Origin of the sequence: Trinickia diaoshuihuensis, assembly GCF_003390925.1 — a bacterium.
In the GTDB taxonomy this organism is placed as follows: Bacteria; Pseudomonadota; Gammaproteobacteria; order Burkholderiales; family Burkholderiaceae; genus Trinickia; species Trinickia diaoshuihuensis.
This window is the reverse complement of the sequence record NZ_QUBS01000078.1, coordinates 13783-32070: the sequence shown is the minus strand read 5'-3', so window position 1 is coordinate 32070 and position 18288 is coordinate 13783. Positions and strand designations below refer to the sequence as shown.

At 59.4% G+C, this 18288-nt stretch carries 22 protein-coding genes, 1 tRNA gene and 3 pseudogenes; 16 read left to right on the top strand and 10 right to left on the bottom strand.

Going from position 1 to position 18288, the window contains the following annotated elements; translation table 11 throughout:
- Position 1 precedes the first annotated feature (1 nt).
- The 13 genes and pseudogenes from DXT59_RS16665 to DXT59_RS31215 all read left to right on the top strand — a co-directional run bounded on the left by DXT59_RS16665 (position 2) and on the right by DXT59_RS31215 (position 7632).
- Positions 2-77 (top strand) — tRNA-Thr (locus tag DXT59_RS16665).
- Positions 78-593: 516 nt separating this feature from the next.
- Entirely contained in the window at positions 594-1193 is a 600-nt protein-coding gene (locus tag DXT59_RS16660) for a hypothetical protein (protein WP_162878116.1), read from the top strand.
- Between the two features lie 7 nt (positions 1194-1200).
- Positions 1201-2250: a tyrosine-type recombinase/integrase gene (locus DXT59_RS16655; protein ID WP_116137991.1), complete on the top strand. Its 1050-nt coding sequence runs from the start codon at positions 1201-1203 to the stop codon at positions 2248-2250.
- 286 nt (positions 2251-2536) lie between these two features.
- Positions 2537-2773, top strand: a complete 237-nt coding sequence (locus DXT59_RS16650) for a plasmid-related protein (RefSeq protein ID WP_081068816.1) — start codon at positions 2537-2539, stop codon at positions 2771-2773.
- On the top strand, positions 2770-3396 hold the full coding sequence (locus DXT59_RS16645) for a helix-turn-helix domain-containing protein (RefSeq protein WP_116137990.1): 627 nt from the start codon (positions 2770-2772) through the stop codon (positions 3394-3396). The genes DXT59_RS16650 and DXT59_RS16645 overlap by 4 nt, the downstream gene beginning before the upstream one ends.
- Positions 3397-3594: 198 nt before the next feature.
- Positions 3595-3873 carry a hypothetical protein gene (locus tag DXT59_RS30675; RefSeq protein WP_060102428.1) on the top strand — a complete coding sequence of 93 codons (279 nt, stop codon included), beginning with the start codon at positions 3595-3597 and terminating at the stop codon, positions 3871-3873.
- Between the two features lie 22 nt (positions 3874-3895).
- Positions 3896-4849, top strand: coding sequence for a TrbL/VirB6 family protein (locus DXT59_RS16640; protein ID WP_162878115.1), 954 nt, complete (start codon positions 3896-3898; stop codon positions 4847-4849).
- A 33-nt stretch (positions 4850-4882) separates the two neighbouring features.
- Positions 4883-5164 (top strand): hypothetical protein, encoded by a 282-nt coding sequence (locus DXT59_RS16635; protein WP_116137988.1) that lies wholly within the window; start codon positions 4883-4885, stop codon positions 5162-5164.
- A gap of 527 nt (positions 5165-5691) precedes the next feature.
- Entirely contained in the window at positions 5692-6114 is a 423-nt protein-coding gene (locus DXT59_RS16630) for a hypothetical protein (protein WP_116137987.1), read from the top strand.
- 83 nt (positions 6115-6197) lie between these two features.
- Complete coding sequence (locus DXT59_RS16625; RefSeq protein ID WP_116137986.1) at positions 6198-6545, top strand: hypothetical protein; 348 nt, start codon at positions 6198-6200, stop codon at positions 6543-6545.
- Positions 6546-6635: 90 nt separating this feature from the next.
- A complete protein-coding gene (locus DXT59_RS16620; RefSeq protein WP_162878114.1) occupies positions 6636-7151 on the top strand; it encodes a hypothetical protein in 516 nt (171 codons plus the stop codon).
- On the top strand, positions 7141-7347 hold the full coding sequence (locus DXT59_RS16615) for a hypothetical protein (protein WP_240324552.1): 207 nt from the start codon (positions 7141-7143) through the stop codon (positions 7345-7347). Before DXT59_RS16620 ends, DXT59_RS16615 begins: the two co-directional genes overlap by 11 nt.
- Positions 7344-7632: pseudogene (locus DXT59_RS31215) on the top strand (CopG family ribbon-helix-helix protein). The gene DXT59_RS16615 and the pseudogene DXT59_RS31215 overlap by 4 nt, the downstream one beginning before the upstream one ends.
- A 55-nt stretch (positions 7633-7687) precedes the next feature.
- Here DXT59_RS31215 and DXT59_RS16605 read toward each other — a convergent pair.
- The 4 genes and pseudogenes from DXT59_RS16605 to DXT59_RS31510 form a co-directional block, all read right to left on the bottom strand.
- Positions 7688-8158, bottom strand: coding sequence for a hypothetical protein (locus tag DXT59_RS16605; RefSeq protein WP_116137984.1), 471 nt, complete (start codon positions 8156-8158; stop codon positions 7688-7690).
- Between the two features lie 9 nt (positions 8159-8167).
- Entirely contained in the window at positions 8168-9298 is a 1131-nt protein-coding gene (locus DXT59_RS16600; protein ID WP_116138067.1) for a HigA family addiction module antitoxin, read from the bottom strand.
- A gap of 12 nt (positions 9299-9310) precedes the next feature.
- Positions 9311-9607: a type II toxin-antitoxin system RelE/ParE family toxin gene (locus DXT59_RS16595; protein WP_116137983.1), complete on the bottom strand. Its 297-nt coding sequence runs from the start codon at positions 9605-9607 to the stop codon at positions 9311-9313.
- Positions 9608-10041: 434 nt separating this feature from the next.
- Positions 10042-10402, bottom strand: a pseudogene (locus tag DXT59_RS31510) (type II toxin-antitoxin system HicB family antitoxin).
- Between the two features lie 69 nt (positions 10403-10471).
- On the opposite strand from DXT59_RS31510, the gene DXT59_RS16585 reads away from it, so the two are divergent.
- Together DXT59_RS16585 and DXT59_RS16580 are read left to right on the top strand one after the other, a co-directional pair.
- Positions 10472-10759: a CopG family ribbon-helix-helix protein gene (locus DXT59_RS16585; protein ID WP_116137982.1), complete on the top strand. Its 288-nt coding sequence runs from the start codon at positions 10472-10474 to the stop codon at positions 10757-10759.
- Positions 10759-11043: a type II toxin-antitoxin system RelE/ParE family toxin gene (locus tag DXT59_RS16580; RefSeq protein ID WP_116137981.1), complete on the top strand. Its 285-nt coding sequence runs from the start codon at positions 10759-10761 to the stop codon at positions 11041-11043. The genes DXT59_RS16585 and DXT59_RS16580 overlap by 1 nt, the downstream gene beginning before the upstream one ends.
- A 56-nt stretch (positions 11044-11099) precedes the next feature.
- On the opposite strand, the gene DXT59_RS16575 is transcribed toward DXT59_RS16580, so the two are convergent.
- From DXT59_RS16575 to DXT59_RS30670, 3 genes and pseudogenes are all read right to left on the bottom strand, one after another.
- On the bottom strand, positions 11100-11285 hold the full coding sequence (locus tag DXT59_RS16575) for a hypothetical protein (protein ID WP_116137980.1): 186 nt from the start codon (positions 11283-11285) through the stop codon (positions 11100-11102).
- A gap of 47 nt (positions 11286-11332) precedes the next feature.
- On the bottom strand, positions 11333-11713 hold the full coding sequence (locus DXT59_RS16570; protein ID WP_116137979.1) for a DUF1493 family protein: 381 nt from the start codon (positions 11711-11713) through the stop codon (positions 11333-11335).
- A gap of 1 nt (position 11714) precedes the next feature.
- A pseudogene (locus DXT59_RS30670) lies at positions 11715-12184 on the bottom strand (STM2901 family protein).
- Positions 12185-12672: 488 nt separating this feature from the next.
- Here DXT59_RS30670 and DXT59_RS16560 point away from each other — a divergent pair.
- Positions 12673-16842 (top strand): type III effector, encoded by a 4170-nt coding sequence (locus DXT59_RS16560; protein WP_162878112.1) that lies wholly within the window; start codon positions 12673-12675, stop codon positions 16840-16842.
- Positions 16843-16881: 39 nt separating this feature from the next.
- On the opposite strand, the gene DXT59_RS16555 is transcribed toward DXT59_RS16560, so the two are convergent.
- Genes DXT59_RS16555 through DXT59_RS16545 form a run of 3 tightly spaced genes read right to left on the bottom strand, consistent with a single transcriptional unit; the run spans position 16882 to position 17966 of the window.
- Positions 16882-17208, bottom strand: coding sequence for a hypothetical protein (locus tag DXT59_RS16555; protein ID WP_240324550.1), 327 nt, complete (start codon positions 17206-17208; stop codon positions 16882-16884).
- Positions 17209-17218: 10 nt separating this feature from the next.
- Positions 17219-17584, bottom strand: coding sequence for a helix-turn-helix domain-containing protein (locus DXT59_RS16550; RefSeq protein WP_116137977.1), 366 nt, complete (start codon positions 17582-17584; stop codon positions 17219-17221).
- Entirely contained in the window at positions 17565-17966 is a 402-nt protein-coding gene (locus DXT59_RS16545; protein ID WP_116137976.1) for a type II toxin-antitoxin system RelE/ParE family toxin, read from the bottom strand. Before DXT59_RS16545 ends, DXT59_RS16550 begins: the two co-directional genes overlap by 20 nt.
- Between the last annotated feature and the right edge of the window lie 322 nt (positions 17967-18288).

Here is an 18288-nt window from a genome sequence, read left to right as displayed (position 1 = left end):
CGCCGGCTTAGCTCATCTGGTAGAGCAGTTGATTTGTAATCATCAGGTGGCGGGTTCGAGTCCTGCAGCCGGCACCAGTAGAATCAAGGGGTTACGTGAAATTCACGTAACCCCTTGTGCTTTTGCGGCGTCGAAAAGTACAGTTTCGGTACACCGGCGGGTGCAGACGGGTGGTTCGTCATGCCCGCCGCAGGCAATCGGACTGGAAAAATAACCTGTGACGACGAGCACTTCCGAAAGCACGCCGCTTCCGCGGCCGAGCCTTGGCTCACGCATGTGGGCATACCTTACCGAACACGTATTCGAGGGCGTTGCGCTAGTTTTCTCGGTGACGGCCGCACTCAGTTACGCAGTCGGTCGTTCTCATCTGGATGGCTGGGCCGAGATGGCCGGCGTGCCCGGCATGATGTTTCGGCCGGACCTATGCGACACCATTCTCGCGGGTGTTCAGCTCCAGCGTCTGGCGCACAGCGGCGTTCGTCGTTGTGCTTTCTACCTTGTACCTTTGGGCAAACGTCGTGGTCCCGGAGTGGTGGGCTGGCCGGTTGCCGAACGTCAAGCGCCGTCGCCGGTGGCAAGACGGATGTGACCAGTTGGCATTGCGCCGGCGCTTCGCGTATGCGGCGCGCGCTGCGAGCAAAGGTGTTCCGCCCGAGCAGCGCGCGGCAGTTGTTGAGCGGATGAGGTGGAAAGTCATCGGACGCCGTGGTTTGCGTCGTATGGCGCGAAAAACTAGCTCCAGAGGGACGGCCAAGCGGCTGCGTCCTATCACGCTAACGCTGATACTCACGGTCTCCGTCACGCTCTTCGCAACGGGCGTCTACCTCTTGTTGCAATTCGTGCTGCTTAGCCCGGCGAAGGCGGATGGTGCGCGAGCTTTCGTCAAGACGTATGCGGCCGTTACCGGGCACATTCCCTACCAGTACATTCCGGCGAAAGTTGCCAGCACAACCTTGCAAACCTGGGCGTGCGAAGGCCGCTCAATGTTGTCGCAATATCGGTCGGTGGCGCTAGCCGATCCCGACGCTGCCGGATCGCCAAAGGAACCGTTCTATCTCTTACAGGGGTTTGGTAGTACGTTCGTATTGCTCGGTGAGAAAGGCTCCGTGATTCGATCATTCGGCGATGCGCCATTCAGCTTGCCGGAGTCGCCGTCGCGCCCGTTGTCCGATCTGGCCAAAGCGTGCAAATAGGATCGATATGGCGACGATCGTCAAGACTCCGTCGGGGACGTGGAAGGCCGTCATTCGCAAAATGGGATGGCCTACCGCCTCGAAGACTTTTCGCACCAAACGCGATGCCGAGGACTGGGCGCGTCGCACGGAAGACGAGATGGTTCGAGGCGTCTATCTGTCGCGTGCGCCATCCGAGAAGCTGACAGTGTCGGCGGGATTGAAGCGTTACATGGAGGAGGTGTCGGCTACCAAGAAGCCGACCACTCAACGCAGCGAGCGCTTTACCTCGCAGCATTTGACCGCATTCTTCGGGAAGTATTCGATGGCGGCCGTTAGCGCCGAACTTGTCGCCAAGTACCGCGACGAACGATTGGCGGCCGGCAAATCAAACAACACCGTGCGCATCGAGTTGGCGATGCTCGGCCACCTGTTCCGGGTTGCGATTCAGGAGTGGGGGATCGGCTTGACGTTCAATCCGGTTGCGAACGTCCGAAAACCTAGCCCCGGTGTGGGCCGGGATCGGCGCTTGACGCCGGAGGAACAGCAACGGCTTTTCGCGGCCGCTGACGCCCATAGCAACCCGATGCTCGGATGGATCGTGCGGCTGGCCGTCGAAACTGGCATGCGGTCATCGGAGATCACGAGCCTATGCCGATCGCAAGTCGATCTGAACCGCCGCGTGGTTGCTCTCAAGGACACGAAGAACGGTTCTGCGCGGTTGGTGCCGCTGACCCGCGCAGCGGTCGAAATACTGCGTTCAGCCCTGGAGAATCCTATACGGCCGCTCGACACCGATCTCGTCTTTTTTGGGGAGCCGGGGCGGGACGGGAGGCGCAAGCCCTACGTATTCCAGAAGCTTTGGGCCGGTATGGTGAAGGATCTTGGTTTGGCTGACTTGCATTTCCATGATCTGCGCCATGAAGCCGTAAGTCGGCTGGTGGAGGCTGGATTGAGCGACCAGGAGGTCGCATCGATAAGCGGGCACAAGTCGATGCAAATGCTTAAGCGCTACACGCACCTTCGCGCTGAGGATTTGGTGGAAAAGCTAGACCAGGTTTCGCGGCGCCGGGCGTGAGTGCAAACAAACAAATAAACAAACAAACAAACTAATAAATAAATCCTTCAAGGCTGGAAGCGTTGCAATGCTTCTGGTCTTGATCTTTATGGGCGACTGATCTTATGTGGACTATGAGATTTTCTTTGCGATAGAAAATAAAAATAATTTTCTGATTCAATGGTTTATTTGTGAAAGGTAAAACCATTTCTTGACTTACCTTTACTGTCCAGATTGATAAATACGGGCGCGCAAATATCATTGCCTACACATCGCAACCGAACGAAAAATTACGGTGACTAAGGCAATGACCACGGAAGAACTGCTGCTTGGCAAATTCGGACCGCTGATGACAACCGCTAACGTTGCGGAATTGCTCAACAGAAGCCCGGAGGGGCTGCGCATCACACTGTGCCATGACAACGAAATGTCGCGCCTGCTTCGCCCAACACGAGTCAAGTTGGGACGTAGGGTTTATTTTCGCACCCTCCAGGTCATAGAGGCTTTGTCGCTTGCCGGAGAAGTCGAGCGGGTGAGCAAATGACTACGGCTATTGCGTCGGGGCAACTGATTCAGGCGGAAACGCAGTGGATTCATTTTTTCCGGTCCATGGTCGATAGCGGGGCGCTTGCCAAAATGAGCGGCTCGTCGCTGAAGGTTTATCTCGTCATAAAGGCCCATGCCAACTATCACACCGGTATTGCCTTTCCGGGCATGAAGACCATCGCCGAAAAGTCCGGTATCTCGCTTGCCCAAGTGAAGCGAGCGATTCCCGAGCTTGAGTCATTGGGCTACATCTCAAAATCGAAGAATGGTCGCTCGAACGAATATCGGGTTCGTGAGGTTGTGAGAATTCAAGACGACACCGGGAACCACACCGGCGTTGCTTCGTGGGATTACAAGCCTTCCACGGTTCAAGAGACTGTCGATGAATTGAAAGGCGCCCTGCGCGCGAAGGACATCGGCAACGCGCGAATGGTCCACATTGAGCGCTTGCAGGTCAACATCAACCAGGTTGCGGCGGGCGGCGTAGTAGTCAACCTACAGGAAGCGCTCGCTCAGATTCATCCAGGCTTGCGAGAGCGATTGGGCGTTCTGTTGGCACGCGCTGGGGCGATCGACGCCGGGACTTATACACAGATCATTGATGATCCGTGTCATGAATGACCTTGGTGTTGCGTCGATTGCGCTCCTCCATGAGCCACGTTTCCCGCGTTTGAGTATCGCCGGTGAGCCACTAAAGAGATTGAGATGTTTACTTTAAAAAGAGGGATGCAGCCCGCGAAGCGGCATTCGTAGCGGCTGCGGCGTGGTGGGCGCCACGCCGCAGCCTGACCAAAAGTGAACCTGATAGGAGGTCCAATCATGGCTTTGCACATTGTAACGGTCGATCAGGTCGCGCGCCTGTGCGACCGCGACGACGCCATCGCGCAATCGCTCGTATTCGCTGATGCCAGGCGGGGGTTTTCGTTGCAGATCACCGTCGGCACCGAGTCGTATTCAGTGGTGGAGCGAGACGGCAGCCCGCTCTATTTCCGTTCAGTCGATCAACTGCTTGATGTGCTGCTCGACGTGCCGAACGTCTCTCACATTGCGTCTATCGATATGCGTAGCTGGGCGGTCGTCGGCGCGTCGTCCTACTAACCCCTACTGCTTCGGAAAGAAAATGACCGTTCATCTTTATACCGACGTGATTCAGTTTGTCGACACCACGTGCGCGGCTTTCATCACCGACCGCGTGCAGGCGGTCGCGTCAGCGATCGCACCGGCGGCGTACACGCTTCTCGGCGTCTATGTCATGTTGTGGGGGCTAGCAAGCATGCGTGGGCTGATCCAAGAGCCGATCACGGAGGCCGCTATGCGGCTCGTGAAGATCGCTTTCATCCTGGGCGTGGCGTTGAACCTTGGCACCTACAACCAATACGTCGTTGATACGGCGTGGAACGGGCCGCAACAGTTGGCACAGGCGTTTTCCGGTTTGACCGGCGACAGCGGAATCGCTGCGGCACAGGATCAATTACTTGCCAACGGGTTCGAAGCAGGCGCTGCGATGTGGCGGAAAGGCGGCATCTTGGACGGCGACTTCGGCATGTACCTAACGGCGTTCGTGGCGTGGGGAATTACATTGGCAGTCACCGCGTACACGTGTTTTTTGTTGGCCCTCTCGAAGATCGCCCTGTCGCTGCTAATCGGCCTCGGCCCCGCGTTCATCATTTCGCTGCTGTTTCATCCAACAGCAGAGTTCTTCAATGCCTGGCTTAAGCAAGTTGCCAACTTTGGCGTTCTGCTGATCCTCGTCATCGGCGCGAACTCCTTCGTTGTGCAGATTTTTAGCCGATATGCTGGATTGTCGGCGGTGCAACAAGCCGCCACGATCGACGTTCTCATTCCGTTTGTCGCAACGGGCCTGATCTCGGTGCTTGTACTCGTTCAGGTGCCGCACATCGCGGCTGGACTGGCTGGCGGGATATCGCTCTCGTCGTACGGTCTCGGACGGTTCGCCTTGGGGAAGGTCGCCAGCTTGCAAAGCGGCCGAGCACGACAGGCCGATACGCAGTATCGCGAGCGACAAGAGCGCCGGGAGCCGCGGAGCAACTTCAATTCCGTCGTGCGCGGCTAACGCCGGCGTCGAACGTCTTCAACGGGAGGTCGCATGGAAATCATTACGATGGTTGGCGCAGCCGCCGAAGCTATCCGGAGGCCCATCTTCGATGCACTTGTCTGGCTGCGGCCGGCCGTCAGGCTGGTGCTGAATTGGACTTGCTATGTCGCGTTCTTTTGCGTCCTGTTCATCATCGCTATGGCGAATCAGCAGGTGTTGCCGATGCGGGTGTTCGCGGGAATTGGCTTGGGCGCGACATTGCTGCTCTGGGCCTACGATACGACCATCGCGCTACTTGCTCCGAAAGGCTATGAGTTTGTCACGAGGCTATGAGCCCCGCCGTACGTCGGTTGAGGACGGTCAGCATGGCAACGCCGAAGCTGCTGAGTTCTATGCGTTATGAATCCAGTCGTCCCGGGCTGATGCGGCGGAATTGAGCGGGGCGCACCTGCGGTGTCGGCTACGGATCGGATTAGGTAACCAAACGAGAAACTTCGTCATGACGAAGTTTTCCGGTCGAGCCGATGCCGTCTGCAACGACGAAGCTGAATTGAGAGATATCGCGGGAGCGAGCCGGTTGGCGCTATCTTGCCTACGTTTGGATTGTGCAATCCAATGATCATCGACCGGCAAGGATCTCGTGATGGCGGAGGCCTCAAGCAGGGGCGCTCTTGTTTCCGTGGTAGTGGTCTGTGAAGTTTTCTTCGTCATGACGAAGAAAACTCGCGGTGTAATAGCTAACGCAGGATAGACTAGCGTCGGCAAGGTGCAGCACCTTCAGCGCTGCATGGTCCTCGTTTCTGACGAAACGGCGGCCTTCGTTTGTCTGCGACGAACTTCGGAGAAAGGCGTAACCAGCGATGCCGTCGAAAAAACCGTTGCTGTCAGGGCGCATCGATCCCGATCTGAAAAGCGCTTTCGCTACAGTTGCGAGAGAGCAAGGCGTGACCGAGGCGCGCTTGCTTGAAATCGTTGTCGCCGCATTTCTGAGGCGCACGTCCCCTGCCCCGGCTCCCGAACCGCCGGAATCCGATGGCGTTAAAACCAAAGATGTGCGTGTACGGTTGGCGCCGTTCAAATACCGCGAACTCGAACGCTTGGCCTCGCTTCCACATTGGAGTCGTGGCACCTATTTCGCATATCTCTTCGACGTTCACTTGAGCGGGAAACCGCATTTGACTGACGCCGAATTGCAGGCGCTTCGTGAGGCGACCGCTCAGTTGTCGGCAGTGGGCCGCAACGTCAACCAGATCGCGCTAATGAGGAGCCATGACGGGCTGTGACGAGCATACTGGGCGCTTTGGCTGGCAAGCGCCGCGAGGAAGGAATCAATGAGCCGCGCACATCGTGAGAGAAGGAGCAGTTGATGACCGACAAGAACGAAGACAAGCAGCACAAGGCGCTGATGACGGCCTTGGAGAAGATACAGGCACCGCTAGAGGCGCTCGCCGTGCTCAAGCTGGCCGACGAGTTCTACACGAAGGAAGAGCGGGCCAAGCTCTACGCCGATTACACGAAGCTGCGCGCCGCGGATATGGCTGCCTACGAAGTCTTGCATCGAGCGAACGAGGGTAAGGACCAGGCGGCGCATACGGCCGCATTCGAGGCGAAGAAAGCGGCGAGCCAGGCCCTGATGGCGTTCGAAAAAGAGCATCAGCTCGTTCTGCGGTTGCTGGATGCTCGAGCGACGCTCAGCAAGAGCCGCTACGATTGAACAGGGGCAGACACGACGGGCTCGACATGATGGAATGTTGTTGAACAAGAATGGTCGAATCGAGATTCGTAAACCCACAGGGAGGGTTCCGTGACGTCGTTTGAACGAACCACGATAACGCTGTACCCGCTTTGGATGGTGTTAGCGGGCCGGGCCATTGTCTACCTGGCTCTGATGATGCTGCCTGCGACGGCCGCAACGTGGATTGGCCAGCAGGCACCGGCAGCGATTCAGCCGGCCGCCGGTATTGCCGCGAATCTCGTGCTTTTGCCTTTGCTCTATGCCGCTCTGTACATGCTTCTTCGCAAGAGGGGCGCCCGTTCGCAGAAATTTGTCTACTTGGTCATCGCTTTTTTTGTGTTCTTCACGTTTATGCAGGCGCGGCTGGCGCTGCAAAGTGGGCAGATTGACCGATGGGTCGGCGTGATGTTGGGCGCGCTGTATGTGGTCGGTTTCTCATACCTTGCCTATCGTGGTCTACAGGCAACCAAGCGCGAACGGCTAGCCGCCTACGACGCTGAACGCGAAGAACGGATCAACATCCAGGCCGAAGCGATTTTAAGGGCAAAGCAGTTGCAGGGTACGAGACGGAACGATGAACGATAGAGCCCACGATGATGCTATGGCAGCGGTCTTCCGCGAAGACCCGGCGTATGCGATTGATTTGCTGAACAGCATTCTTGAAGACGGCGCCCATGGTGAGCTACAAATCGCGCTTCGTCAGATGACCACGGCCTTTGACGATGCGCCAGCGATGTGGTCGGAGTCCGGCGCGAGGCCGCGCCGTGATGGCTTGCAGTGAGTGAGGCAACGTTTACTTTCCGAGTCGATGAGGCCCTGAAGGCCGAGTTTTCCACGGCCGCGAAGGGCCCACGACCGCACGGGCGCGCAACTCCTGCGTGACTTCATGCGGGACTACGTGAAGCAGCAACAGGAAGCGGCAGAATATGACGCATGGCTGCGGGCGAAGGTCGAGCGCTCACGGGCCTCGGCCAACGCCGGTAATCTGGTGCCGGCCGGAGAGGTCGAAGCCAAATTCAGAGCGCGTCGAGCTGAGACGCGCCGCCGACTTGGAGCGTCGAAGTGATGGAATTGTCTGGACGTCAGAGGCGATACAAGATCGAGATCGCGACGACATTCTACTAGGCACTCCGCTTAAGGTAAGCGGCTTCCTCCAAGTCCAACGTGAAGTCGAAGATTATCTGAATCGGCTCCGTCGGTAGACGATTTTGGTTGAAGCTGTCCACGTCCGATTTGAGTTGCTTGCAGTCACCGAGGATTTGATGACGACGTTGCTGGAAGGCTCGTCTCATATGATCGGCCGGTGCGGTGCGAATATCGTCCCAAAGGACAAGTTGCTCGCCTTCGTCAGTCGTGTACGTAGCTGCATGCTTTGTTCGCACGCGCCGGCCTTGGGGGTCGGTAACATACTCGTCTCGAAGCGCTCGTGACAGCTCTTCTGCACACTGAGCTATCACTGCCGATGGCTGAGGCGCCCACAGGTTTGCGTGGATCGCCCAGGTCGCGACTTCCCGCATCGTTGCAGGCCATTTGTTGTCGGCGCGACGATATTCTTCCACTATGAACTGAAGGTGCTCATTCTTCGTCGTCATTTCAATCGCTCACATCGATGATGATTCGATCACGCGGTGACCGAATCCGTCGGTAACAGCATTCGCTACGACGTACTCGCGCACCTTTTCCAAATACTTCCGATGGAAGCTCCAAGGTATCAAGCCACGATTTTGAAGCTGACCCACAACGAGACCGGGGTGGACGGCGATGCGTCGAGCGAAACCGACGATCTGTTCCTCACTAAACATCGGGTTGACTCTCGCGACAAAGCCATCCATTTCCTTCTTGGGAATGAGCGCTTCGGCCGCGTTTTCGTTCGCCCTTACCTCAATGCTAGGTTTGCCGGAGTCAGCATCCATAATGTCTACATCGAGGATCGGCGTTGTCTGTCCTTCCTCATGTTCCACATGATCGAGTTCGTGGAGCAGTGTGTGCCAAAAGTTATCAACCCGATCGAAGCGCATTGACATTGCGATGACAGGATTTTTCTTGTCTAGCCAGAAGCATGCGCCGTCAATCTTTGAGCCCGAAATGGCCTCAACGATCACGAATCGAATTCCCGCCTGCGCCAAAATTCCCGGCACACGCTGAGTGCCATCGACGTGGGCAAGTTGCTCTCTGAGTTGCGCTTTTGCGGCTACCAGTCGTTGCGAACTGAAATTGATTGTAGTGGGAGCGTATGCCGCTAACTTCTTTGCCCGACAGAACCAAGCAACCTGCGCTACAGGCACCTCCTGATAAGTCGTGGCTTTGGCGGCGTAACGAAGTTGAGGAGTTTGCCCAATCTCCTCGATACCGAAGAATTCCATGAGTTGCTGCTGCAATACATCGACGCTCTTCGTCCCTTCGATCCATCCCCGCTTAACCATTTCACGAACGGGAAACCTGCCGTGCAAATCTGCCTTACGCGCAATAGAGTCTTGTTTCGGTCGGACTTTTGATAGCTGGTATTGCCCCTCCAGATTCATCCAGAGCTCGGGCGACGTGCCTAGCGCAGCCCCGAGCGCGATGGCTGTTTCTGGAGTAATGGAACGCTTGCCGCTGATCACTTCACTAACCAAGCGTGCGTCCTTACCAATAATTTCGGCGAACTCGGCTTGCGTCCACCCACGAGCCTCAAGCTCATCTTTCAAAAATTCACCGGGAGGGAAGACCTCGGCCGGAATACGTGCGCCCATACTGCTCTCCATTTAGTGGTAGTCCTCAATGCTGACGATAACGACCAATTTGTCCCCAGCGCGCCTCTCCAGCCGGAGGATGAGACGCCACTGGTCGTTCAACCGCATTGAATGCTCTCCGTCTCGATCTCCTTTCAGCTTCTCGAAGTGGAGCGACTTCAGGGCATAGAAGTCCCGCTCGTCGGCTGCCGCTCGGATGTACTGGAGCCGTTTGCGGTAAGCCTTCACGACAGGCGCGGAAAACCCAGCCGTGAACCCGGCGTCGGTCTCCAAGCGGTCGTAGTCTGGGTCAGCGAACTCGATTTCCATTCCACCGAATTTTATCCATCTTTACACCATGTGTAAAGATGCAATTTTATCCATCGCGCAAGGCGGGCGCCGCTCATGGTAGCCCGAGCACCATGTGAGGGCGAGGAGGGGCCGCGGAGACAAAATATCGAGCCGCCGCAGGTTATCCGTGGCGCGAAGCCAGCGCGGCGACCGGTACAATAGCGGTACGCCGCTTGGTTCGGCTGCGCTTCGTCTTGTTACGCTAAGTTGCTGAATATAAAATACTTTCAGGTTCGCCGCATTACGGTCACTTTCCCTTAAATATCAGTAACTTATTGATTTAATTGAAAATTTGTAATCATCAGGTGGCGGGTTCGAGTCCTGCAGCCGGCACCAAATCTGACGAGGGGTTACGCGATGTTTGCGTAACCCCTTCGCATTTCCAATGTTTCCAAAGCAATGCTGAACGAGCGTCACGCGTGAATAGCGTGTTCCAGCACTTCGCGGGCGGCGCGCCCCAGCACTTCTTCCGCCCATTGATTGACGCTTTCGCCCGAGATCGCGGCGGCGATTCCAATGCGTGCGTGAACATCTGGATCGATGCGCAACATCAGTTTTCCTGACGCCGGTTTTTGGGGGTTGCGTCCAGCCTGTTCGCAGTCGCTCAGATAGTGATCCACCGCCGCGTGGAAATCCTCGGTCAAACTCAGTGACGGTCTCCCCGTGAAAGCTGATCCTATCGTCCACGCCGAGTACGTGGCCGACGAAAGTGTTGTCTCGCCCATCGAAATCGACACGTGCGAAATACCCCTTGTAGTTCATGGCGTTGGTCATAGCTTTAGTTCGGGCGTTCTTGTATTGTGTTACCATGCACTGATCTGGTAACACATACGAGGCAACGCCATGAGCGAGGCAACATTTACGTTCCGGGTCGACGATGCCCTGAAAAACGAGTTCGCCACGGCCGCGAGGGCTCACGACCGCACGGGCGCGCAGCTTCTGCGCGACTTCATGCGGGATTACGTAAAGCAGCAACAGGAAGCGGCAGAACACGACGCATGGCTGAACGCGAAGGTCGAGCGGTCACGGGCCTCGGCCAATGCCGGTAATCTGGTGGCGGCCGCTGAGGTCGAAGCCAAATTCGCAGCGCGTCGAGCAGCAACACGTCGCCGGCTTGAAACGTCGAAGTAATGCGACTGTTCTGGACGCCAGAGGCGATACAAGACCGCGAGGACATTTACGACTACATTGAGGCGGACAACCCGGTTGCCGCGCTGGACCTTGATGAGTTGTTCGAGGAAAAAGCTGCGCTGCTGATCGATCGTCCGGGCTTGGGCCGCCTTGGTCGCGCAAGCGGCACACGCGAGCTGGTCGCGCACCGGAATTACCTACTGATCTATGACGTGGCCGGCGACTTGGTGCGCGTGTTGAACGTAGTCCATACGTCCCGGCAATGGCCACCCGTCCGAGAGTAGTGACCCGATAGGAGGAACGTATGCGTCACTTCCTGCCCCAGCATTCGTGAGCTTCGTTACATTGTTCGAGGACGCAAAATATCGTCCCGCCCGACACCCAGAGCTTGGGCCAACTCGGCCTGGCTTTTCTCAGTCGCCCGTCGCCACTCCATCGAAGAGACGAGCTCCTGCACCCGCCGCTCGATTTCTTCGCGCCGTGCTGGGGGCATCGCTGCTATCACATCATCCAGTTTCGTTGCCATACTTGACCTTCGTTATCTTCCTCTACCACGAGCGAGGTAATTGCAGCTCATTGGCCCCCTACGCGCCGACCCGCGGCCCGCTCGATTTCCTCGGTATTCCAACGGCCGCGCTTCATCGCCTCCGCCAACATACCCAGCGTTAGCGACGCTAGCTTCGGATCCCGGAAGCGCTTCGAAAATAGTCCGAGGACCGACCTAATCACGTCCAAGCTCTCAGGACCGAAATAGCGATCGTATGGGAAGCCATCCGCTTCAATATTGAACTCATCTGCCCACTTGTCGATGAATTCGACCGCGTCCAGTCCCGTCAAGCGTAGGTCTTCCTCCAGTCTGCTATCGGGCGTAAGCGTCAACCGACCGCCAAGGAGCGGCCGTCCAAGTTGCTCTCGCGCAAACTGCCCTAGTTTGTTCCAAACAACATCATCCATATCAAAGCACCCGGTCTTCCGGCTTCACGAGGCGATTGTAGGACGCGATCGTGTGTCTCATGATGAGGAATGCGTCGCGCGATAGCATCACTACGCCGAGCACTAGGATCGTGCGACCAACGAAGGCGCCAAGGTTGCGGGTCATAGCGATGCGAAGTCCCCCGATGCCTGCTTTCGTAATGGTCGGCAGGCGGATAGCGATCTGAAACGGAAGCAGTTTGCGCGACGCCATCGAAACGACTGACGTACCTCGTACTGCGCCACCTAACTTTCCAGGCACTGGGACGTCATTCGCTCCGAGGAGGATTGCCGATGCGCTGGCGAGATCATCGAAACCCAACTGCTTGCAGGTTTCATCGAACGCTACCCAAACAAACTTGCCGGGGTGAGGTTCTGACATTGACGGTATTTGTATGCATTTCGCTTATAGCCGGCGGTTGCGGAAGAGAAACTTAACGCAGCGTCCGAGATGCGTTGACCACTACATTCGCTTAAGGTTGGCGAAGCCTAGTTCGTGCAGCTACAGGCATATTGGGCACCCGCACAGCCTCCATTTACCAATGCTTTGACTTTACCAATGGCGACATTAGCAAAAGATTATTCGTTATAAGCGTCTGCGCTAAAAGCGGATATTTTCTTAGGCATGTGCAACGCGGTTTGGGATGTCAAGAGATGATTCCGTATCGCCCGAAAGTGACGAAAGCAACGAAAGCAACGACAGCTCGCATCGTCGGGCGGCCGGCGCGGGGGCAGCGCCGGTGAGTGTGAATCCGATCGGCCGCTCGCCTTCAAGTCTCCCGGCGTTGTCGGAAAACGAAAATGACGAGGCCGAGTCCCGCCGTCATGAGGAGCCCCGGCGTCCTTCTTCTCCTCCGCCGATAACGGGCCAGCTCGATGGCCTGGAGAGGCGCCGCCCGCCGTCGACGACGCCGAACGCGAACAACCCTTTGCCGCGGGTGATGCCGAAGCGCCTCGGCCCCGATGCGACCGCCGCTGTACACCGTTCCCAGGCCAAACAGGTTCTCGCGTCGACGGCCGGCACGCCTTCCTTGAGTCAGCGGCTGGCGGCCGGGATCAGCGGACGTCAGGTCAACGTGACGATGGGGGTTTCCGGCACGAGCCGCACGATCAATGGCCCTTTGCGCGCAGGCGTGCCGGCGCAAACGCATGCGGGCGTCGCAGGACCGCCCGGGCCTTTGGGCGAAGCCATCAAGCCGGCACCCGGCGCCACCGATGCCGACCGCGACCCGGTTCTCGAGGATGCGCACAACTTGCTGCGCGTCGCCGATGGGATGGCTACCAGCCTGCACATGCCGGAGGCGGTGGTGTACGACCGGCCGGCGCCGTCGAAGGCACGTCGACTGGCTACCGCGGTTGCCCCCTGGTTGAGCCCCACGCCCTTGCAGGACATGGCGAGTTTTACCGATGGCCCCGGCAACCGGCTTACCGCACCGGCGTTGCGCCAGAACCCGGTGATGTCGCGCAGGCGCCTCGCCAACGAACAACAGGCCCGCAAGCTGTTCAACGCTGTGGAAAGCCGTCGCCGGGTCGTCGACGAGGCCGTCGTCGAACTGACGGAGGCTCGCGAGCAGCACGAGGCCGCGCGTACCGCGGCGCCCGGCGATCAGCCGCTGGAACACGCAAAGCATCTCGCCGCTGCGAAGAGGCGGCTGCGCCTCGCTGAATGGTCGCTGCGAGCGGCGAACCGCTCGCTTCACGATACGGTTCACGGCACGGAGTTGCTGGAATTGATCAGCCTGAGTCATCTGTCGGACCAGGCAGACAAGAACCTGTCGTTCGCGCTCGACCGGCTCAATGAACTGAAGCGCGAGATCTACGGATTGCGCGCGAATGCGGACGACCGGCGCGCGGCGATCGAAGTGCGGTTGAGGGCGCACGCGAAGCTGCGCGCCGAGGAAGCCGAGGCGTTGACGTCGTTCGACGACGACCTGTCCACGGCCGAGGAAATTGCCGCTCAGGCGACGGCGCGGTTGACCCGGTTGACCGCGAGGCACGCGGAGCTTGCCGGGCCCAGGGCGAACACACGTTCGGCAGCGGCCAAAGCCGCCAACGTCGAACGCAGGATCGAGCGGACGCGCGGCGTGCTCGCCGAGGCGATCGCGGAGCAGGATCGCTGCCGCGAACGCCTGCAGCGATTCGCGGAGTTGAACGACAGCATCGCCGCGTTGATGAACGAGCGTGCGCAGGCCGACCGGCAATGGCACGTCGCGGACCGCGCGGTGCCGTCGCTGCTGAAAGCATCGATCGCACTGGCGGAGCGCAAGGCCGATGCGGACCGGATCGACCAGGCTGAAACGACGATCTCGCCCGAGGGTGAAGTCAAGAGCGGCAAGCAGCGCGAGAAGGATGCGATCGACGCCGTGCGGCAAAAGATGGTCGATCAGTTGACCGAGGCCGCGCACGCATTCGGTCCACAAGCACCGCCGGAACTACAGGCGGGGCTCAGACAGTTTGCACTGCGCCTGACCGCGCCGCAGCCGCCGCTTCCCGTGCCGCCGCAACTCGTGCTGGAAATCGTCACCCGTTCGATGGCCGATGTCGGCGCCGACGCGGCCGAGGCCGCCCGCATGCTCGATACACTCGCCCGACATCCGGTGACGCACTGGGTGCGCATGGCGAACGATGCGCCGTCCACGGACGAGAACGCACGCATCGTCGCGCTGTGCCGCAAGATGGCGACGCTGCCGCGCGGCACCGACATGCTGCACGCGCTGTCGAGCGCCGGCGCCGAGCCCGCGGACCCTGCGCGGTCGCAGGCGCTGCGCGTGTTCTGGAATGCGGACGACGCGCAGCAGGGCGAACGGTCGAACGACAATGGCGTGGCGAACTGGCTGCAGCAGGCGAAGCGCGTCGCGCACGCGCGGCTGACGTCGACGGAACTCGAATTCGACGACGTAGATCACGCGGCCTACAACGCGGTTCGCAACGGCTACTTCAGCAACGCGCCGGGCTCCCCGTATGCGCAGCACAACCTGCGGTTGAAGAAAGCGATTACGGAGTGGGTTATCCGTGCCTCGGCGTCCTCCGCGAAAGCCGACGCGACCGATGTACCGGAGGTCGATGACGAGGCGAATCCGGCAGATCGGGACGTGGCCTCGCAGCCGGCCCTGTGGCGCCGCGCGCTGCCGAATCTGAACAAGACGCCGTTCGGCAAGCGCACGATCAACCGGGCATACGACGTGGGCGAAAGCATGGGCATGCAGTCGCCGCGCATCAAGGTGGATGCTCACGTGCAACACCGCATGTCCGAACTGGAACGGACGATTGCCGCATGCCACGCGTTCGGCGGCACACCGGAATTCAGGCAGGCAACGCAGGCTGCACAGGCCACGGTCGACCACCTGAAGCGGTTGCGCAACCGCGGCCGGCATCTGTCGCAGATCCGGCTCGATGCGAAGGATGCGAAGAGCGTCAGCCGCCGTATCGGCGAAGACGCGCTGAAAGCGCGCAGCGACCGCGCGCGCGGACCCAATGTGTTACGCAAGGCCGCACCGGTCGAGTTGCCGACGTTCTTCAAGGATGCATGCGGCAGCGGCATCACCGCGTACGAAGCTATCGACCGGATCGAGGCGCATCTCAATCAGGGGTTGCCCGCCGATCTGCGCCGAGCCGACGTCGGCAATGGCGACGCAACCGACGTCGGCCTCGCTGCCGCGATGCAGTTGCTGAAGGCCGAATACCTTGGCAGCAAGACCGACATCGTCACGTTCTTCCAGCCGTTCATCCTCAATAGCCGCCTGCGCGACCGGTTGCGCCTGGGCGGGGGCGGGAGCGTCGGCGTGAATCTGCCTTCGCTGCCGTATGGAGCGGCATCGCCAGTTGCGTCGCCGATCTTCACGGCCGAGAAATCGATGACGGATGAAGCGTTCGTGCAGCTCTTCATGCCGATTATCGGCATGGAACTGTCATTCGGCTCGGCGCACACGCGCGCGAAGGAAGCGACCGTCGGCGTCGCGGCAGGACCGCAGATCGTACCAGGCGTTTCCTTGCAAGGCACCTTCACGGCGCGAGCGGCGAGCCAGCAGACGCGCACAGACTCGACGGTGATGCGCTTTTTCAGAAGACGTCACAAGGACGACGAGATGCGCGCCAACATGATGAACGCGCTCGACAGCATGGTGCGCTGGGACATCATCCAGCCCGATCGCGGCCGCGCGTACAAAGACCCGCTCGAAGCGATCTTCGCGCGCAATCCCGAGGTCGTCGTGACGCAGCTCGAGGGCTTTACCGACACGAAGACCGTGACGGCCCGCGTGTCCGCGCGGCTGCCGTCGGCGAGCTTCAAGGACCCGCACGGCGTGGGACAGACGCTGGGAATCGAGGCATCGGCCTTCGTCGAGGCGGAGCGCACGCGCGACAAACGCTTCGAAACGGGCGGTCAAGTCCGCATCGTGGGCGCGAAGAGCGATACCGCGCAGCAGCGCGCGGGCGCCACCGTCAACCTGAACTTCGCGCCGCTGTCGAACCAGTCCGTGCCGATCGGGCAGGGCGGCGAACACGGTGAGGTGCAGCGCGAGTCGGTGCCGATGCAGTTGGGCATATCGCGCGACCTTGCGTGGGTCAAGGAACAGCACGAGATCTCGCCGTTCCTGGTCGGCGACAAGCAGGACGCCGATCTCGATCGCCATTATTCAACCCCTCGCGATATGGCAGCGGAAATCGCCGGCAATCGCGAGAACTGGCTGATGCGTTGCATCGAAACGCTCGAACCCGACGCGACCGGCGAGAAAGATACGCCGGAGAACCGGCTCCGCGCGGCCGTGCTGCTCGACCAGTTCGAGAAGGACATAGCGAAGCTCGGCGAGACGAGCAAGTATTGCCACTACAACGTCAACTACTCGATGCGGGGCGAGGCGGGCGCGTGGATCGACGGCTATCGCGCGGTCGCCGAGCTGGCCGCGCAACGAGGCGATCGGGAAGGGGTGCGTCGCGCGCAGCGGTCGATCGACGACATCCTGCTGATGCGCGCGACCTGGCGGCCACTGATGCTGATCGTGCGCGAACGCACTCGCGATTCGACCGCGCTCGGCTGGCGCAGTCTGCTTCGATGGCAGCGCAATGCCAATGTCGACGGGCAGCGCACCGCCGCGCAGTTTCCCCCTCCATGACATCAGGTGGGGGCGAGTCCTTCAGCCATCAGGCCGAAGTTAGCCATCTCTGCAAAGACGTCCATCGTTCCACTCGCGACACTCACCCGGTAGGGACTCGCCGATGTCGGCAGCGAACCGTAGAACGATCGGTGCCACGCGGTCATAGCCCTGGGCTTCGAGCCCGGTGTCCGAGTTGGGATACCGGCCATTGTCTGTCGCATCGCCCCAGCTGAAGGGTACATACAGGATCGGGTGCAGCGTGACGTGGTACGCACGGGACAGCGGCACCAGGGCCTGCAACAATTGCACGGCGGCCGAGCCGTCCCCAGTGAGCGGAAGATCGAAGCGATAGCTCTTCGAACCGCGCTGCTCCATCGTGGCCACGATGCCGCGCTTACGCTGCTGTCTTGGTTGACCGAGCTGAACCCCGCGCCCGAGTCACGGAACGGGCTGGCGCTTTTTCTTCCGTTAGATGGTCGATGACTACCGGCGGACGATTCGGAAACTGCGCCACCAGTTCCAATTTTCCACCCATGCCTTCGATGTAGCGTCGTAACGTCGAAAGCAGCATGTCGCTGCGTTGTTCAAGGCGCGAAATGGTGTCCTGCCCAACTCCTAGAGTCTCGGCCAACTCCACCTGGGTCTTCTCGACCGCCTGTCGCAACTCTTTTAGGGAGGCGAGTTCTTGCGCACGCCGGTCGATTTTCGCGCGACGTGCTGCGGGCAATGCTGCCATCACATCATCGAGTCTTTTTGCCATGCTTGTTCTCCGTTGCTTTCGTTGCCCCGAGCGAAGATAGATGCTCACTTAACCGGTGGTCTGCCTCGGCGATCAGCCGCTTGTAGAACCGCCTTTGGTCAGCGCTGCCCTTGTCTCCTCCCACCAATAAGATCGCCTGCCGTTTAGGGTCAAAAGCGAACGCAACGCGCCAGACACCGTTGCCCCAACCGAAGCGCAGCTCCTTCATGTTCGCGTGTTGAGAGCCTTTGAGACTGTCAACGGTCGGCCGCCCCAGATTTGGGCCGAACTCACTGAGCAGCCTCGCGTGGGCTAACAGCTCGTCCTGCAAACCCTCTGGGAATGCTCGGAATTCCGCGTCGAATGCGTCATGAAACAGCACCATCCAGTTGTTGTTAGTCATTATGTACCAAAATCAATATGTGCTCAATGTAATATGGTCTCTGATCCATGAGAATCCGGGCGCCATTTCCGCCAAGTACCGCATGGCTTGGTGCGTTGACAGGGGGGCGGGCGTCGGTGTGCGTATTTCCGGGGCTTTGGGGGCCGGTTCCATTAGGCGCTGGCAAACGGCTTCGAGGCCTTAAGGCATGCAACGGCGCCACTTCCCCTGGCCTAGGCGTTGCTGGGCAGCGTACCTAGCGACGGGAGCGGCCGTCCACGTTACCCCCGGTCAAAGAACACCAGCGCCTTCCAAACCACATCATCCGTATCGAAGCACCCGA

What these genes read in the sequence shown, in the direction of transcription:
- DXT59_RS16655 (WP_116137991.1), top strand. Translation starts at nt 1,201, where the DNA reads ATGGCGACGATCGTCAAGACTCCGTCGGGGACGTGGAAGGCCGTCATT.
- DXT59_RS16650 (WP_081068816.1), top strand. Translation starts at nt 2,537, where the DNA reads ATGACCACGGAAGAACTGCTGCTTGGCAAATTCGGACCGCTGATGACA.
- DXT59_RS16645 (WP_116137990.1), top strand. Translation starts at nt 2,770, where the DNA reads ATGACTACGGCTATTGCGTCGGGGCAACTGATTCAGGCGGAAACGCAG.
- DXT59_RS30675 (WP_060102428.1), top strand. Translation starts at nt 3,595, where the DNA reads ATGGCTTTGCACATTGTAACGGTCGATCAGGTCGCGCGCCTGTGCGAC.
- DXT59_RS16640 (WP_162878115.1), top strand. Translation starts at nt 3,896, where the DNA reads ATGACCGTTCATCTTTATACCGACGTGATTCAGTTTGTCGACACCACG.
- DXT59_RS16635 (WP_116137988.1), top strand. Translation starts at nt 4,883, where the DNA reads ATGGAAATCATTACGATGGTTGGCGCAGCCGCCGAAGCTATCCGGAGG.
- DXT59_RS16630 (WP_116137987.1), top strand. Translation starts at nt 5,692, where the DNA reads ATGCCGTCGAAAAAACCGTTGCTGTCAGGGCGCATCGATCCCGATCTG.
- DXT59_RS16625 (WP_116137986.1), top strand. Translation starts at nt 6,198, where the DNA reads ATGACCGACAAGAACGAAGACAAGCAGCACAAGGCGCTGATGACGGCC.
- DXT59_RS16615 (WP_240324552.1), top strand. Translation starts at nt 7,141, where the DNA reads ATGAACGATAGAGCCCACGATGATGCTATGGCAGCGGTCTTCCGCGAA.
- DXT59_RS16605 (WP_116137984.1), bottom strand. Translation starts at nt 8,158, where the DNA reads ATGACGACGAAGAATGAGCACCTTCAGTTCATAGTGGAAGAATATCGT.
- DXT59_RS16600 (WP_116138067.1), bottom strand. Translation starts at nt 9,298, where the DNA reads ATGGGCGCACGTATTCCGGCCGAGGTCTTCCCTCCCGGTGAATTTTTG.
- DXT59_RS16595 (WP_116137983.1), bottom strand. Translation starts at nt 9,607, where the DNA reads ATGGAAATCGAGTTCGCTGACCCAGACTACGACCGCTTGGAGACCGAC.
- DXT59_RS16585 (WP_116137982.1), top strand. Translation starts at nt 10,472, where the DNA reads ATGAGCGAGGCAACATTTACGTTCCGGGTCGACGATGCCCTGAAAAAC.
- DXT59_RS16580 (WP_116137981.1), top strand. Translation starts at nt 10,759, where the DNA reads ATGCGACTGTTCTGGACGCCAGAGGCGATACAAGACCGCGAGGACATT.
- DXT59_RS16575 (WP_116137980.1), bottom strand. Translation starts at nt 11,285, where the DNA reads ATGGCAACGAAACTGGATGATGTGATAGCAGCGATGCCCCCAGCACGG.
- DXT59_RS16570 (WP_116137979.1), bottom strand. Translation starts at nt 11,713, where the DNA reads ATGGATGATGTTGTTTGGAACAAACTAGGGCAGTTTGCGCGAGAGCAA.
- DXT59_RS16560 (WP_162878112.1), top strand. Translation starts at nt 12,673, where the DNA reads ATGCCGAAGCGCCTCGGCCCCGATGCGACCGCCGCTGTACACCGTTCC.
- DXT59_RS16550 (WP_116137977.1), bottom strand. Translation starts at nt 17,584, where the DNA reads ATGGCAAAAAGACTCGATGATGTGATGGCAGCATTGCCCGCAGCACGT.
- DXT59_RS16545 (WP_116137976.1), bottom strand. Translation starts at nt 17,966, where the DNA reads ATGACTAACAACAACTGGATGGTGCTGTTTCATGACGCATTCGACGCG.